Below are 14,631 nucleotides of genomic sequence, written 5' to 3'. Positions count from 1 at the left end.
GACTCAAGCGCCCGGCGTCACCCGGTCGGACAGGTCCGTAAGTAGGGTTTCCGTGAACTACTTTCAGTAGTGACCGACAGCACTCGAATGCGTGAAGCGACGTTCGAACGTGCGAATGCCCCCGGTTTCGCACGCACGGTGACCCGATCCCCGCGGTTCCTGCAGCAAACCGGTGACGGTCGGTAGGCGGACGTGTGACAACAGCACCGGCCACGTATTCGGTGAAAGGTTTACGGACGGATCGGCGCTGCTTAGGCTCCGCCCACTGTGTCCTCTGGGGCCGGGCCCCAGACCCGGCCGGGGGCAAGCCCCCTGGACCCCCAGGAGCAACAGTGTGCGCGTCGAGGAGGGTCATATGTGGCTGGCCACCCCCCGCCCCACCTCGGTGTCCGTCCGGTCCGGACCCGCCCGGCTGACCGGCCGCGACACCGAGCTCGACGCCATCGTCGCCGTGCTCCGGAGCCGCCCGGCCGCGGTCCTGATCGAGGGCGAGCCGGGCATGGGCCGGACCCGGCTGCTCGCGGAGATCGGGCGCCGCAAGGAGTTCGACGGCGGCCGGGTGCTCACCGGCGCCTGCCAGCCGCTGCGTGAACCGTTTCCCTACGGGCCCGTCCTGGAAGCGCTTCGCGCGGTCGGCGCCGCGCCGCTGGGACCGCTCAGCCCGGTCGCCGGCGTGCTCCGGCCGTTGCTGCCGGAACTCGCGGAAGCGCTTCCTCCGCGGCCCGAGCCCCTCGCCGACCCGGTCGCCGAGCGCCACCGGGTGTTCCGCGCGATGCGGGAACTGCTCGCCGCCTGCGGGCCGGCGCTCGTGCTGATCGACGACCTCCAGTGGGCCGACGAGGACACCCGCGACTTCCTGCGGTTCCTCGCCGGCACGATGCCGCCCGAGCTGGCGGTGGTCGCCACCCACCGGTCCGCGACCGAGCCGGGGGCGGTGCCACGAGGGGCGCCGTTCCACACCGACCCGGCGGTCCATTCCGCCCGCGTCGCGCTCGGCGCGCTCGACGTCGCGGCGGTGCGCGAGCTGGCCGTCGACCTCCTCGAACTGCCCAGGGTGACCGACGACTTCGCGGCGAAGCTGCACGAGTGCACGGCCGGGATCCCGTTCGTGGTCGAGGAAACACTGCGGGCGCTGAAGGAGGCCGCCGATCGGCTCCCGGTCGGCGAGGTCCTCTCCGACCGCCTGCTCGAAAACCTCGAAGTCCCGCTCCTGCTGCGGGAAGCCGTCACCGAACGGCTGTCCGCGCTGCCGGGGCCGGCGGTGCGGCTGGCCGGCGCGGCCGCGGTGCTCGGCGTCGGCGCCGAAGCCGACGTGCTCGGCGAGCTGGCCGGCCTCTCCGGCGACACCCTCCGCACCGCGCTGCTCGACACCCTCTCCGGCGGGGTGCTCGGCGAAGTCGGCGACGGCAAGTACGGCTTCCGGCACCCGCTGGCGCGCAAGGCGGTCTACGACACCGTGAGCGGACCGGAACGCGCTTTGCTGCACGCGCAGGCGATCCGCGTGCTCGCCGCGCAGCCGTCCCCGCCGCTCACGCTGCTGGCCCGGCACTCCCGCGCCGCCGGCCGCGTCGACCAGTGGCGGCACTACGCGGAAGCCGCCGCCGACGAGGCGATCACACGCGGCGAAACGTCCCGGGCGATCGACCTCCTGCAGTCGGTGCTCGCCGAACCCGGCCCGTCGCAGGCCGACATCGGGCGCGTGGCGGGCAAGCTGAGCCAGGTCGCGCTGCGGGGGTTCCGCCCCGAGGTGCTCGGCACGCTGCAGCGCGTCCTCGAGGAGGTGACGCTGCCGCCGTCGGTCCGCGGATCGATCCGGCTGAGCCTCGGCATGCTGCTGGTCCGGACCATCGGCGGCCTCGGCCGCGGCCGGCTGGAGGTCGAGCGCGCGGTCGGCGAGCTGACCGACCGGCCGGACCTCGCCGCCCGCGGGATCACCCTGCTCGCCCAGCCGATCGACGGGCTGACGCCGTTGTCGTGGCACGAATCGTGGCGCGCCCGCGCGGGCGAGGTGTACGAGCGGCTCGACGACCCCGAGCTGCGGCTCGCGCTGACCGCCGACCGCATCGCCGCCGCCTCGCACGTCGGCGACGGCTCGGCGTGGGCGGAGTTCGAAGCGCTGTCGGACACGGTCGGCACCGTCGCCGAGCGCGTCCAGCTGGCCCGGCTGTGGTGCAACCTGGCCGACGGCCAGTCCTGGGCCGGGCACCTCGACCGCGCCGAACGGCTGGTGACCGAGGGCGTCCGGCGCGCGACCGACGCCGGTGCCTTGTACGCGATCGGCCTGATCCAGGGCACGCGTGTCCGGCTGGACTGGGTGCGCGGGCGCTGGACCGGCCTGGCCGAGGCCGCCGAGCAGCTGCGGGACAGCTACCCGGAGCTCGGTTCGATCGTCATGGAGTCCTCGCTGGTGCTCGGCGGCCTTGCGGCTGTGCGCGGGGAGTTCGCCGTCGCGCAACGGCACCTGACCGCGGCGAGCGTGCACGCGCCGGACCGCGGCCCGATCCCCGTGGTGCTGTCGGCCGCCGGGGTGCTGATCTCCGTGCTCCTCGCGACCGACGACGTCGACGGCGCGTGCGCGGCGGCCGACACGGCGGTGGCCGCGGCCGGGCGCAAGGGCGTCTGGATCTGGGCGGCCGCGCTGGTCCCGGCGGCGGCGCAGGCGTACGCGCGGGCCGGGCGCTGGCCGGAGGCCGACAACGTCGTCGAGGCCTTCGCGCGCGGTATCGAAGGCCGTGACGCACCGGTGGCCGCGGCCGCGCTCGTGGCCGGCCGCGCGGTGCTGCTCGAAGCGCGCGGCAAGCACCTGGCCGCGGCGACGTTGTACGACGAAGCCGTGTCCGGCTACGCGGCCCTGCCGATGCCGTACCCCGCGACGGCCATGCGCGAACGCGCTTCGATGTGCCGCCTCGCGGCGGGCAACCGTTCGGCCGTCGACGAGCTGACCGCGGCGGCCGAGGCGTACGAGCAGCTCGGGGCGACCCGCGACGCCGGACGCTGCCGTCACCAGCTGCGCGAGCACGGCGCCTGGGCACCATCGCAGCGCGGGCGCCGCGGGTACGGGAGTGAACTGTCACCGCGTGAGCGCGAAGTGGCGCGGATGCTCGCGGAGGGACGGACGAACCGGGAGATCGCGGACGGGCTCTTCCTCTCGCCGCGGACGGTCGAACAGCACGTGGCGAAGGTGCTCCGGAAGCTGGGCGCGCGGTCGCGCACGGACGTGGCCCGCAAGCTCCCCGGCGAAGTGACGACCGCCCCGGCTGGCTAGCGGAGCGTCGCCGTCCTACCTTGAGCGCGTGACTGAAGAGGCACTTCCCGCGTGGCGGCGGCGGACCTCCGGGGAGACTCGCTGGCCCGCGATGGGAGTCGTCGTCGCGACGCTCGTCCTGCAGGTCGCCCTGCCCGATGACATGGCGCTGCACCCGTGGTGGCTGCTGCCCGGCGTCTCCGTGCTGCTCGTCGTCGCCCTGCTGCTGGTCAACCCGGGCCGGATGGCGCAGTTCAGTGCCGTCGAGCGGACCTTCTCGCTGCTCATCGTCGGCCTCGTCACCGTGGTGAATGCCTGGTCGGCGGCAAGTCTCGTCTACTCCATCGCGACCGGGACGATCGGCGCCCGCGCCGGGGCCGTGCTGGTCACCGGCGGGATCGTCTACTGGACGAACGTCGTCGCCTTCTCCCTCTGGTACTGGGAGTTCGACCGCGGTGGCCCGGGCCGGCGGGCCGCGGGCCGGGCCGAGTTCCCCGACCTGCAGTTCCCGCAGATGGCCGACCCGGGCCTGGCGCACCAGGACTGGGAACCGTCCTACCTGGACTACCTCTACTTCTCGTTCACCAACGCGGCGGCCTTCAGCCCCACCGACGTCCTGCCCTTGCGGATCTGGGCGAAGATGACGATGATGCTGCAGGCCGTCGTCTCGTTGGTGCTGGCGGTGATGGTCGTCGCCTGGGCGATCAACAACCTGAAATGACTCAGTGGCGGGTCATCGTGAAGCTCTGGCCGTCGGAGCCGATGGCGCCCGGGCTCCAGGTGTAGCTGCCCTTGTCGTCGGCGTTGAGGCCGGACGGGCTCGTCGAGGCCAGGTTCGTCCCGTTGAACTTGACGCCGGTGAACTTGATGCCGCCGGAGATCGACGGGTACGAGTCGGTCGGCGACTCGATGATCGCCTCCGCCGACGCGTGCTTCGACGTCAGCGACTTGGTGATCGTCTTCGACCAGCCCTTGGTCGTGTCGCTGATGTCGAGCCGGTAGGTGTTCGTCGCGGTGCGCGTCACCGTGGCGGTGATGTGGTCGCCGGCGCTGACCGAGTTCGAGTAGTACACCGGCGCGGCCGGGTACATCTCGTACCAGGCCTGGTAGACCGGGCGGCCGCTGGAGCAGTCGGTGGCCACGCCGGTCTGTTCCACAGTGGACGATCCGTCGCCGTCGATGCCGACCCACGGGGCGAACAGGTCGTTGGTGGACGTGCAGCTCACGGACGGTTCCGTCCAGCTCGCGGTGGCCGTGGTGAAGCTGCCGAAGCTGACGTAACCACCCCAGTTGCCACCCGAGAACTGGTGGCCGTGGAAGTGCTCCCCGAACACAGCGGCGTGTGCGGTACCCGAGACGGCCAGTGAAGCCGCCGCGGCGGCGGCCACCATGAGGACGCGGACAGGACGCGAAGAAACGAATCCGGACATGCGGAAGACTCCGTTCACCGTGGGGACGGCGGGAAACCGTGTGCCCAAGTGTTGGAGCCGCACCGAAAAGAAGGTAGCTACTTTCGAAGGGTCTTCACATTCCGGGAAATACTCACCATTTGCCGGAATTGAACCGAAAAGACCCGTGAAGGCCTCCGCGGGGGAAAAGAGGCCTTCACGGGTCCATGTCGCTCACCTACCGCCCGGTCAGGTGAGCGGGGCTATTGCTGGGCCTGCGCGTGCGCGGTGTCCACGAACTGGGTCGTGTACGTCTTCGACAGGTCGATCTTGTCCTTCTTCGGCTTGACGTTGCTCGACGACTCGCCGAGCACCTTCAGCACGTTCCGGGCCCCGGCGGGATCCATCCGGCCGTCCTTGGTGAACATCGGCAGGCTGTCCTGCAGCGACTTGACGTACAGCGCCTTGTCCCCGCCGGCGAACGACGGCGGCATCATCGCGGCGACCTGTTCCGGTGTGTGCGCCGAAATCCACTTCAGGGTCTCGACGTACGCGTTGGCCAGTTTCTGCACGATGTCCGGGTACCGCTTCACGATTTCGCAGCCCATGTACAGCGAGCTCGCCGGGTACAAACCACCCAAAGCGGCCTTCGTACCTTCGACCGTTCGCATGTCGAAGAGCACCTTCGCCTGGCCGGTGTTCGTCAGCTGCGCGATCGTCGGGTCGGTCGTCATCCCGGCGTCGATCGAGCCCTGGTTCATCGCCGAGATGAACGTCTGCCCGGCGCCGACCTTCACCGGCGTGTACTCCTTCGAGCTGACGCCACCGCGCGCGGCCAGTGCCTTGGTCAGGAAGTCCGTCGACGAACCCAGCGACGTGACACCGAGGTTGCGGCCCTTGAAGTCGGCGCCCGACTTGATGTCGCCCGCCTTCTTGGTCGCGACCATCTCGGCCTCGCCCGGCACGTTCGCGAACTGCACGACGCTCTCGATGCACTGTTCCTTGGCCTGCAGGTCGATCGTGTGGTCGTAGAACCCCACGACCGCCTGCACCTCGCCGGCCAGCAGCGACGTCTCGGCGTTCGCGCCGGACGGCTGGTCGAAGAGCTCGACGTCCAAACCCTGCTTCTTGTACGCGCCGATCTGCTGGGCCAGCTGCCCGGGCAGGTAGATCACCTTCGACAGGCCGCCGACCATGATCTTGATGTGCGGCTGCCCGGTGGTGCCGAGCGAGATCTCCCGCGAGTCGCGGCAGGCGGTGAGCCCGGCCGCGGCGACGGCGACCGCGGCCACCACGCCGACTGTCCTTTTGAGACGCATGTCAGACCGCCTTGATCGCGGCTTCGGAGGCGGACGGCGGGCGCCACCGCAGCAGCCTGCCCTCCAGCGTGCTGATCCCCCACTCGGCCAGCAGCGCGACGACGGTGATGATCAGCATCCCGGCGTACACGCCCGCGGTGTCGAAGGTGCCCTGCGCGTTGGCGATCAGGAAGCCCATCCCGGCCTTCGCGCCGGTGTACTCGCCGACCACCGCGCCGATCAGCGCGAAGCCGAACGCCACGTGCAGCGACGACAGGATCCACGACGTCGCGCTGGGCAGCACGATCGACTTCAGCACCTGGCCGCGGGTCGCGCCGAGGATGCGGGCGTTGTCGATCAGGTTGCGGTCGACCTCGCGGGCACCGGTGAAGGCGTTGAAGAACACCGCGAAGAACACGAGCACGACGACGGTCGCGACCTTCGACGACAGCCCGAGCCCGAACCAGATGACGAACAGCGCGGCGAGCACGATGCGCGGCAACGCGTTGGCGGCCTTGATGAACGGCGCCAGCACCTGCGCGAGGTACGAGCTGCGGCCGAGGACCACGCCGAACACCACGCCGAAGATGGCACCGATGACGAAGCCGATCGCGGCCTCTTCGACGGTCACCAGGATCTGGTACCAGATCGAGCCGAAGTCGGTGCCGGCGCTGAACCACTCGACCAGCCGTTCCCAGATCTTCGACGGCTTCGAGTAGAAGAACGGGTCGATCCAGTACGTGGCGGTCAGCTCCCAGCTGCCCAGCCAGACGACGACGATCGCCAGGCGCAGCAGCCAGATGTTGCGCTTGCGCTTGGCGGAAGCCTGCTTCGCGCGGGCCAGGATGTCCTGCTCGGTCTCGAGGACCGGCAGTACCGTCTCCCGCCCACCCGACGGCGCCCCGGTCGAGGTCTCAAGCGACATTGCTCGCTCCCTTCTCACGGGCCTTGTCGACCTCGCTGCGCAGTGATTCCCAGATGTCGGCGTAGAGCTTGCGGAACTCCTCGGTGAGCCGCAGGTCCTCGACCTTGCGCGGCCGCTCGAGCGGGATTTCGAAGACGTCCTTCACCGTGGCCGGAGACGACGTCAGCACGACGACCTTGTCCGCCAGCGCGATGGCCTCGTCGAGGTCGTGCGTCACGAAGATCACCGCGGCCCCCGAACCCGACCACAGCCGCAGCAGCTCGTCCTGCATCAGCGCCCGCGTCTGGACGTCCAGCGCGGAGAACGGCTCGTCCATCAGCAGGATCTTCGGCTTGGTGACGAGCGTCTGGGCCAGCGCGACGCGCTTGCGCATGCCGCCGGAGAGCTGGTGCGGGTAGTACTTCTCGAACCCGGCGAGCCCGACGCGGGCGATCCAGTCGACGGCCTGCGCCCGGGCCTCCGCCTTCGGCACCCCGCGGAAGCGCGGGCCGGAAGCGACGTTCTCCAGCACCGAACGCCACGGCATCACCGCGTCCGTCTGGAACATGTAACCGACCCCGTCCGGAATCGACTTCACGTCCTCACCGTTCACCCGCACCCGGCCGGCGGACGGCGGCTGCAGGCCGGAGACCAGCGAGAGGGTCGTCGACTTGCCGCAGCCGGTGGGGCCGACGACCGCGACGAACTCGCCGGGCTGGACGGTCATGGTCAGATCGCGGACGGCCGTGTGCACGGACCCGGACCCGCTCGGGAACCGTTTGGTGGCTCCGGTGAGTTCGATCAGAGGGGGGACCATCGGGGGTGACTCCTTCGTCACGTGGTGGGGCTCACGTTGGGAAGGGACGTTAAGTAGCTGTGGCGCCCAGGTGAAGCTTGTCGACGTTCTCCGCGCGAGCAGTGCGTTCTGAATGTTTTGCTCATTTAGCGCACTGCCGTGACCTGGGGGTATGGTCCCCGCCATGCCAAAGTGGGCGCTCTTCCCGCGGATGCGGTTCAGCAGGCAGGTGCTGCTGCTGCAGATCGGCGTGGTCCTCCTCGTCGTCGGGATCGGCGTCGCGCTGGTCAGCGTGCTCCTCTCCCGCACGCTCAACGAGCAGTACAGCGAGCGCGCGCTGGCCATCGCGAAGTCGGTGGCGGTCGATCCGGTCGTCATGGCCGACACAGCCGCGAAGATCCCCGGTGGTGCGCTCCAGGAACGCGCGCTGGCGGTGCGAAAGCGGACCGACGCGTTGTTCGTCGTGATCACCGACGACAACAGCATCCGGCTGGCGCATCCGACCCCGACCGAGATCGGCAAAAGGGTCAGCACCCCGGCCGACCGGGCGCTCGCCGGGCTGGACGACGTCAACACCGTGGCCAGCGGAACGCTCGGCCTGTCCGTCCGCAGCAAGACGCCGATCTGGACACCGGACCACCGGCGGGTGGTTGGCGAAGTGAGCGTCGGCTTCGAGATAGCCGACCCGACCGGCGACTTCAACCGCCTGCTGACGATCACGCTGCTGTTCGCGGGCGGCGCGCTGCTGCTCGGCGCGGGCGCGTCGGCGCTGCTGAACCGGCGGCTGCGGCGCGTCACCCACGGTCTCGAGCCGCACGAACTCACCGAGCTGCTCTACGAACGCGAAGCCGTCCTGCACGGGATCGGCGAAGGCGTGCTCGCCGTGGACCAGAACAACCGCGTCTCGGTGCGCAACGACGAAGCCGAACGCCTGCTCGGCACCGAACTCCCGATCGGCGCGGCGATGTCCGAACTCCAGCTCAGCCCGCGGCTGCACAAGGCCGTTGCCGAAGGGCGCCCGGTCGACAACCTCCTCGCGGTCGCCGGGAACCGGGTGCTGGTGATCAATTCCCGCGCCGTGCGGCTGGACGACCGCCCGATCGGCACCGTGCTCACCTTCCGCGACCGCACCGACCTCGACACGCTCACCCGGGAGCTCGACGGCATCCGCGCGCTCTCCGACGGCCTGCGCGCCCAGCGGCACGAGTTCGCCAACCGGCTGCACACGCTCTACGGGCTGCTCCAGCTCGGCCACCACACCGAAGCCGTCGAGTACCTGCAGACGCTGACGGACTCGTCGTCGGCGCGGCCGAGCGAGCTGGGCGACGCCGTCGCCGACCCGTACCTGCAGGCGCTGCTCGTCGCGAAAACCGAGCAGGCGCAAGAAAAGGGCCTCGCCCTCAAGCTCGCCGAAGACACCTGGGTGCCCACGACGGTGACCGACCCGATCGCCGCGAACACCGTGATCGGCAACCTCGTCGACAACGCCCTGCACGCCGCGCGGATGGGCCCGCGGCGGCCGGCGACCGTCGAAATCGGGCTGCTCGCCGAAAGCGGCACACTGCACGTGTCCGTTGTGGACAGTGGCCCCGGCGTGCCCGCCGACCTGCGGCGGCGGTTGTTCGACGAAGGCGTCTCGACGAAGATCGCCCCCGGACACGGGCTCGGCCTCGCACTCGCCCGGCAGGCCGCCCGCGCGCGCGGCGGCGACGTCTGGCTGGCCGACCCCGGCGAAGGTGAGACCGGCGCCCTGTTCGTCGCCAAACTGCCCGGAATGCTGACGGAGGACGGATGATCCGCACGCTGATCGTCGACGACGACTTCCGGGTCGCCGGGGTGCACGCCGGCTTCGTCGAGGAGGTCGAGGGCTTCGCGGTCGTCGGCACCGCGCACACCGCCGCCGAGGCGCGCGCCCGCGTCCGGGAACTCGCGCCGGACCTGATCCTGCTCGACGTCTACCTGCCCGACGAGTCCGGCCTCGCGGTGCTGCCGGAGCTGCAGACGGACACGATCGTGCTGTCCGCGGCGACCGACAGCGCTTCGGTGGCCGCGGCGATCCGGGCCGGCGCACTGAACTACCTGATCAAGCCGTTCACCACCCGTCAGCTCGCGGAGCGGCTGACGTCGTACGCGCGGTTCCGCGGCCTGCTCGCCGAAGACCGGGCGCTGGCCCAGGACGACGTCGACCGCGCGTACCGCGTGCTGCACGACCAGGACCGCACGACCGCGCCGAAGGGCCAGTCGACGGCGACCTCCCGGCTCGTCTCGGAGCAGCTGCGGCGCGCCGGGCGGCCGCTTTCGGCTGCGGAGGTCGCGGGCGAGCTGGGCATGGCGCGGGCGACGGCGCAGCGGTACCTCACCGCGCTGGCGGAGTCGGGGACGGTCCAGATGCGGCTGCGCTACGGCGCCACCGGGCGCCCGGAGCACGAATACCGCTGGTCAGAGGCCTGACTCAGCGACCGCCGTAGCGCCGCGCCATGCTCTCGGCGACGTCGACCCACGCCTGGATCGGGTTGCTCGCGGGCGGCGGGGTGGCCGACGACGGCAGGTCGACCCGCGCCTCGGCTTCCTCGTCCGGCACCGGCTTCTTCGGCTGCGGTTTCGCCTGCGCCTGCGCCTGCGCCTGCGCCTGCTTCGGCGCCGGCTTCGCGGGCACCGGCACGTACACGGTCTCCGGGGCGGGCGTGACGACGACCGGCGCCGGCGGTGCCGGGGAGGCCGGGGGTTCCGGCGCGGGTGCCGCGGCCACCGCCGGGCGCGCGTCGAGCTGAGCGACGTCCCGTTCCGGCGCCGGGGCGAACAGGCCGCCGGTGAAGAGGCCGCCGCCCAGCCAGCCGGCCGCGACGAGCAGCACCGCGGCCCCACCGCCGAGCCAGGTGCGGGCGCGGCGCCGGATCACCACCGACTTCTCGCGCAGGTCCTGGTCGCACACCGGCGGCCGGGTGTAGATCGGCTCCACCCGGGTCACCTCGTCGTCGGTGCGGCGGCGCCGGGGCAGGCTCGCCGCGACGATGCCGGTGCGATCCAGCAGTTCCACCGCGGCGCGGTCGCTGGACGGACGGGTCGCACTGCGCGGTGCGGTGCGAAGCATCGGGGACCTCCGGGACGGGGCTGGCGGACCCCCAGCATTCTGGACCGTTTCGGACGGTTCTGTCAGAAACGCAACTCCATTGAGTGACAGCGCGACTTAGCTGTGCTTCAGCCCGAGCCGGGCGAGTGCCGCCAACGGCCGCTGGTAGGCCGAGCCGAGCACACGCGGAACGGCGTCGATGAAGTACGCGTCCGGTCCGATGAGGATCCGCGCCGACTTCCGCTCGATCCCGCGCAGGATCGTCTGCGCCGCCTTCTCCGGTGTCGTGCGGGCGATCCGCTCGAAGCCCTGCGCGGCCTTTTCCTGGTCGTCGGCGGCACTGCGGGAGTTGCGCACGATGTTGGTCTTGATCCCGCCCGGGTGCACGCAGCTCACCGCGACCGGGTGCCGGGCGATCAGCATTTCCTCGCGCAGCGCTTCGGTGAATCCGCGAACCGCGAACTTCGCCGCGTTGTACGCGCTCTGCGTCGGCACGCCGACGAAGCCGAACACGCTGGAAATGTTGACGACGTGCCCGTCGCCGGAAGCGATCAGGTGCGGCAGGAACGCCTTGGTGCCGTTCACGACGCCGCCGAGGTTGATGCCCATCAGCCAGTCGTAGTCCTCGAACGTCATTTCCTCGACGGTCGCGCCGAGCGCCACGCCCGCGTTGTTCACGACGACGTTGACCGCCCCGAACTCGTCCGCGACGTCTTCGGCGTGCGCGAGCACGGCACTGCGGTCGGCGACGTCCAAGGTGTACGCGCGGGCGTTGCCGCCGGCGAGCTCGGCCGTCTCCTCGGCGTTCGCGGTGACGACGTCGGACAGCGCGACCCGGGCCCCGCGGCGGGCGAACTCGCACGCGAGCGCGCGGCCGATGCCCGAGCCGGCTCCGGTGACCACCACGACCTTGTCCGCGAACTGCTTCATCGGCTCTCCCGACCGTCCGTGATCCCCCACCGGGGCTACTCCCGAGTAGCCGATGCTAGCGGCTGTGAGCTTGCTGTGGGTGTGCTGATTGTGCCGGTGCGTCGTCCTATGGTGGTCTCGTCGACAGCACCGACGACTGGCGAGACGAGGAGGCGATGACCGTGCGGCGGCCGGCCGTCCTGCTCACCCTCGCCGCGATCGTGCTGCTCGGCGTGACCTTCGTCGTGGTCGTCGCCGCCCGGCCGGCGCAGCTCGCGGACGCGACGACACCGGAACTCGCCACGGTCGAGGCGGCCCCGGCGACCGACCTGCCCGCGGTGTCGAGTCCCGCGGTCGGCCCGCTGTTCGCCGAAGGGGGCCACTTCTGCACGGCCAGTGTCGTGCACAGCGAGCGGGGTGACGTGCTGCTGACCGCGGCCCACTGCATCCACAACGGCGAGGGCGGCGGCTACCTCAGCGGCGTCACCTTCGCGCCCGGCTACCACGACGGGGTCGCGCCGTTCGGCTACTGGACGGTGTCCGACGAGCTCGTCGCGCCGGGCTGGACCGCGTCCTCGGACCCGGACCTCGACGTCGGCTTCGCCACCGCGCACCAGGCGGGCACCACGAAGTCGCTGGAAAGCCTGGTCGGCGCGAACCTGCTGGCCACCGGTACCGGGTTCGAGCAGGCCATCACGCTCACCGGCTACCCGGACGACTCCGAGGTCCCCGCGGTCTGCCGGAACACCACCGCCAAGCAGGACACCTACCAGCTGCGGGTGGACTGCGCGGGCTTCCCGACCGGGACCAGCGGCGGCCCGTGGGTCGCCGGGCTGAACCCGGAAACCCGGCTCGGCACGGTCATCGGCGTCATCGGCGGCTTCGAGTTGGGCGGCGACGACGCCGACACGTCGTACTCGAGCTACTTCGACACCGACGTCCTCGCGCTCTACCGGCAGACGACCGCCCGCACCTGAGGCGGCATGATGCGGGGCATGAGCGAGCCCGTCGACGTACCCATCACCGGAGAGCCGATCCGGCTCGGCCAGTTCCTCAAGCTGGCCGGCCTCGCCGAGGACGGCTCCCACGCCAAGGACCTGATCGACGCCGAAGAGGTCACGGTCAACGGCGAGGTCGAGACCCGCCGCGGCCGCCAGCTGACCGACGGCGACGTCGTGGCGGTGGGCCCCGACCGCGGCAAGGTCATCCTGGTCCGCTAACCGACGCTGGTCAGCGGCGGCAACCCGAGCGACCGGGCGAGGGCGTCGAGTTCGCGGCGCACCGGCCCGGCCAGTGGCACGCCCAGCGCCCGGCACTGCTCGAGGTGCTGGGCCTCGCGCCAGCCGGGGTAGCGGATCGGTGCGCCGCCGTCCCAGCCGAGCATGCTGCCGAACAGCGCGCTCGCCGCGCGGTAGAAGCCGTCGGCGCTGCGCAGGGTCGTCGGCGCGATCGCCAGCACCAGCAGGCCGGTGTCGTGCTCGTGGTCGGCGACGCCGGAGAGCACCCCGGCGAGGACCTCGACCAGCAGGGTCAGCCCGGCCGCTTCCGGACCGGGGCGGTCCATGTCGAAAACGAACTCCGGGTACGCGCCGCCCGGCGCGGCCATGCCCAGCGGGTTCATCGGCTGGCCGGGCTCCCCGCCGGCGGCCAGCACCAGCCCGATCATGGCGTGCGGCAGCGCCCGCGCGGCGTGGTGCCCGGCCCGGCCGAACGGCCCGATGCCGCGCAGCGAGACGAGCCCGACGCCGAAGCGGCCGGCCCGCGTCACCGCCCGGTCCATCGCGTCGCCGACGGCCCAGAGCCCGAGCGCGCGGCGGTAGTCGATCAGCGCGGCGGCCCCGCGGTCGGCGATCATCAGCGGCTCGGCGTGCGGCACGACGAGCCCGTTCTTCAGCAGCGGCAGGTGCACGCGGGTCAGGTCGGCGACCCCGTTCTCCGGCGAGCCGGTGAGATCGCCGTGGCAAAGAGCTTCGGCAGCGATGCGGGCGCGCGCTTCGGGGAGACCGTGCGCGGCGAAGACGTGTGCCACGAGGGTGACCAGTTCATCGGCCCGCACGCGGGGCCAGGCCTGTTCCGGGATCGGGGTTTCCGGGAGTTCTTCTTCGAGGATGCCGGGTTCGGCGCGGGCGGAGCGGAACGGGCGCGGTCTGAGGGGCACTTCCCCGACCTTGCCCAGCGCCGGTTCGGGCGTCAACGAAGCCGGGCCCGGCCTACCCGACCGTGTGATCGATGCCCGCGAAACGCCGTACCCTGGGCGGCATGTGCCGAAACATCACCACCCTGCGTGGGCTCCAGCCGGCCGCGACGGGCGAGGAGATCGAGGCCGCGGCCCGCCAGTACGTCCGCAAGGTCACCGGCGTGCAGTCGCTGTCGGACGCCACGCGCGAGCCGTTCGAGGCGGCGGTCGCCGAAATCACCGAAATCACCACCCGGCTGCTGGAGCAGCTGCCCGAGCGCCGCCAGCCGCCGTCGACCGTGCCGCCGCTGCGCCGCCCCGAGGTGCAGGCGCGGATCGCCGCGAAGGCCCTGCGCCAGCCGTGAGTCAGCGGACGCGCTGCGCGTAGCCCTGCTCGCCGGTGTGGTCGACGCCGTCGTCCTTCGCCAGGCTGTAGAGCCGGATTTCGGTGCCGTCGGGGTCGTGGAAGCGGACCATCCAGCCGGTGGTGGCTTCGAACAGCGGCGGGTGCTCGACGCCGAGCTCGTCCAGCCGCGCGATCCACGCGTCGGCGGCCGCGCGGTCGGCGATCGAGAAGCAGACCGGGTCGAACCCGGCGAGCCCCGCGGCGGCCGTCTTCTGCACGCGCAACGCCACCGGCACGCCGTCGATCGCCCCGGCGACCCCGCGCACGACGCCGTCGTCGTCCGGGAACTCGTGGGTGACCTCGAGCCTCAGCACGCGCTCGTACCACGCCTGGCTGCGCCCCAGGTCGCGCACGGGGAACTTGACGTGGTGGATGCCCTCGATCTTCGCGGTCATCTCCGCCCCTCTCGCCTCGCCGACCTGGAGGGTAAACCCGGCGGC

The 14,631-nt window shown here is 71.4% G+C and carries 15 protein-coding genes; 7 read left to right on the top strand and 8 right to left on the bottom strand.

The features are described from left to right. Positions 1 to 355 precede the first annotated feature (355 nt). On the top strand, positions 356 to 3,265 hold the full coding sequence (locus tag QRY02_RS38845) for an ATP-binding protein (RefSeq protein ID WP_285994048.1): 2,910 nt from the start codon (positions 356 to 358) through the stop codon (positions 3,263 to 3,265). A 91-nt stretch (positions 3,266 to 3,356) separates the two neighbouring features. Next, the gene (locus QRY02_RS38840; RefSeq protein WP_285994047.1) at positions 3,357 to 3,965 is read left to right on the top strand and encodes a hypothetical protein; all 609 of its coding nucleotides are present in this window, start codon (positions 3,357 to 3,359) and stop codon (positions 3,963 to 3,965) included. Position 3,966: 1 nt separating this feature from the next. On the opposite strand, the gene QRY02_RS38835 is transcribed toward QRY02_RS38840, so the two are convergent. From QRY02_RS38835 to QRY02_RS38820, 4 genes are all read right to left on the bottom strand, one after another. Next, positions 3,967 to 4,674 (bottom strand): G1 family glutamic endopeptidase, encoded by a 708-nt coding sequence (locus QRY02_RS38835; RefSeq protein WP_285987725.1) that lies wholly within the window; start codon positions 4,672 to 4,674, stop codon positions 3,967 to 3,969. A 221-nt stretch (positions 4,675 to 4,895) separates the two neighbouring features. Then, positions 4,896 to 5,951 carry an ABC transporter substrate-binding protein gene (locus QRY02_RS38830; RefSeq protein ID WP_285987724.1) on the bottom strand — a complete coding sequence of 352 codons (1,056 nt, stop codon included), beginning with the start codon at positions 5,949 to 5,951 and terminating at the stop codon, positions 4,896 to 4,898. Position 5,952: 1 nt separating this feature from the next. Then, positions 5,953 to 6,855, bottom strand: a complete 903-nt coding sequence (locus tag QRY02_RS38825) for an ABC transporter permease (RefSeq protein WP_285987723.1) — start codon at positions 6,853 to 6,855, stop codon at positions 5,953 to 5,955. Continuing rightward, entirely contained in the window at positions 6,845 to 7,651 is an 807-nt protein-coding gene (locus QRY02_RS38820) for an ABC transporter ATP-binding protein (RefSeq protein ID WP_285987722.1), read from the bottom strand. The genes QRY02_RS38825 and QRY02_RS38820 overlap by 11 nt, the downstream gene beginning before the upstream one ends. Positions 7,652 to 7,841: 190 nt before the next feature. Here QRY02_RS38820 and QRY02_RS38815 point away from each other — a divergent pair, with 190 nt between their 5' ends. Both QRY02_RS38815 and QRY02_RS38810 read left to right on the top strand, forming a co-directional pair. Further along, positions 7,842 to 9,425, top strand: a complete 1,584-nt coding sequence (locus tag QRY02_RS38815; RefSeq protein ID WP_285994046.1) for a sensor histidine kinase — start codon at positions 7,842 to 7,844, stop codon at positions 9,423 to 9,425. After that, positions 9,422 to 10,081, top strand: coding sequence for a response regulator (locus tag QRY02_RS38810; protein ID WP_086846232.1), 660 nt, complete (start codon positions 9,422 to 9,424; stop codon positions 10,079 to 10,081). The genes QRY02_RS38815 and QRY02_RS38810 overlap by 4 nt, the downstream gene beginning before the upstream one ends. A gap of 1 nt (position 10,082) precedes the next feature. On the opposite strand, the gene QRY02_RS38805 is transcribed toward QRY02_RS38810, so the two are convergent. Continuing rightward, the gene (locus QRY02_RS38805) at positions 10,083 to 10,721 is read right to left on the bottom strand and encodes a hypothetical protein (protein ID WP_285987721.1); all 639 of its coding nucleotides are present in this window, start codon (positions 10,719 to 10,721) and stop codon (positions 10,083 to 10,085) included. A gap of 96 nt (positions 10,722 to 10,817) precedes the next feature. Continuing rightward, the gene (locus QRY02_RS38800; protein WP_285987720.1) at positions 10,818 to 11,630 is read right to left on the bottom strand and encodes an SDR family NAD(P)-dependent oxidoreductase; all 813 of its coding nucleotides are present in this window, start codon (positions 11,628 to 11,630) and stop codon (positions 10,818 to 10,820) included. A 155-nt stretch (positions 11,631 to 11,785) separates the two neighbouring features. Between QRY02_RS38800 and QRY02_RS38795 the strand changes: the two genes are divergently transcribed. Next, complete coding sequence (locus QRY02_RS38795; protein WP_285987719.1) at positions 11,786 to 12,586, top strand: trypsin-like serine peptidase; 801 nt, start codon at positions 11,786 to 11,788, stop codon at positions 12,584 to 12,586. Between the two features lie 18 nt (positions 12,587 to 12,604). Beyond that, positions 12,605 to 12,829 (top strand): RNA-binding S4 domain-containing protein, encoded by a 225-nt coding sequence (locus QRY02_RS38790; RefSeq protein WP_013222201.1) that lies wholly within the window; start codon positions 12,605 to 12,607, stop codon positions 12,827 to 12,829. Here the strand turns inward: QRY02_RS38790 and QRY02_RS38785 are convergent. After that, on the bottom strand, positions 12,826 to 13,767 hold the full coding sequence (locus tag QRY02_RS38785) for an Ldh family oxidoreductase (protein WP_285987718.1): 942 nt from the start codon (positions 13,765 to 13,767) through the stop codon (positions 12,826 to 12,828). The genes QRY02_RS38790 and QRY02_RS38785 overlap by 4 nt on opposite strands. 101 nt (positions 13,768 to 13,868) lie before the next feature. On the opposite strand from QRY02_RS38785, the gene QRY02_RS38780 reads away from it, so the two are divergent. After that, positions 13,869 to 14,150, top strand: a complete 282-nt coding sequence (locus tag QRY02_RS38780; RefSeq protein WP_285987717.1) for a DUF2277 domain-containing protein — start codon at positions 13,869 to 13,871, stop codon at positions 14,148 to 14,150. Between the two features lies 1 nt (position 14,151). Here QRY02_RS38780 and QRY02_RS38775 read toward each other — a convergent pair whose 3' ends face one another. After that, the gene (locus tag QRY02_RS38775) at positions 14,152 to 14,586 is read right to left on the bottom strand and encodes a VOC family protein (RefSeq protein WP_285987716.1); all 435 of its coding nucleotides are present in this window, start codon (positions 14,584 to 14,586) and stop codon (positions 14,152 to 14,154) included. Positions 14,587 to 14,631: the final 45 nt, after the last annotated feature.

It is taken from the genome of Amycolatopsis sp. DG1A-15b, from assembly GCF_030285645.1.
Lineage (GTDB): Bacteria > Actinomycetota > Actinomycetes > Mycobacteriales > Pseudonocardiaceae > Amycolatopsis.
This window is presented reverse-complemented; position numbering and strand designations above follow the sequence as displayed.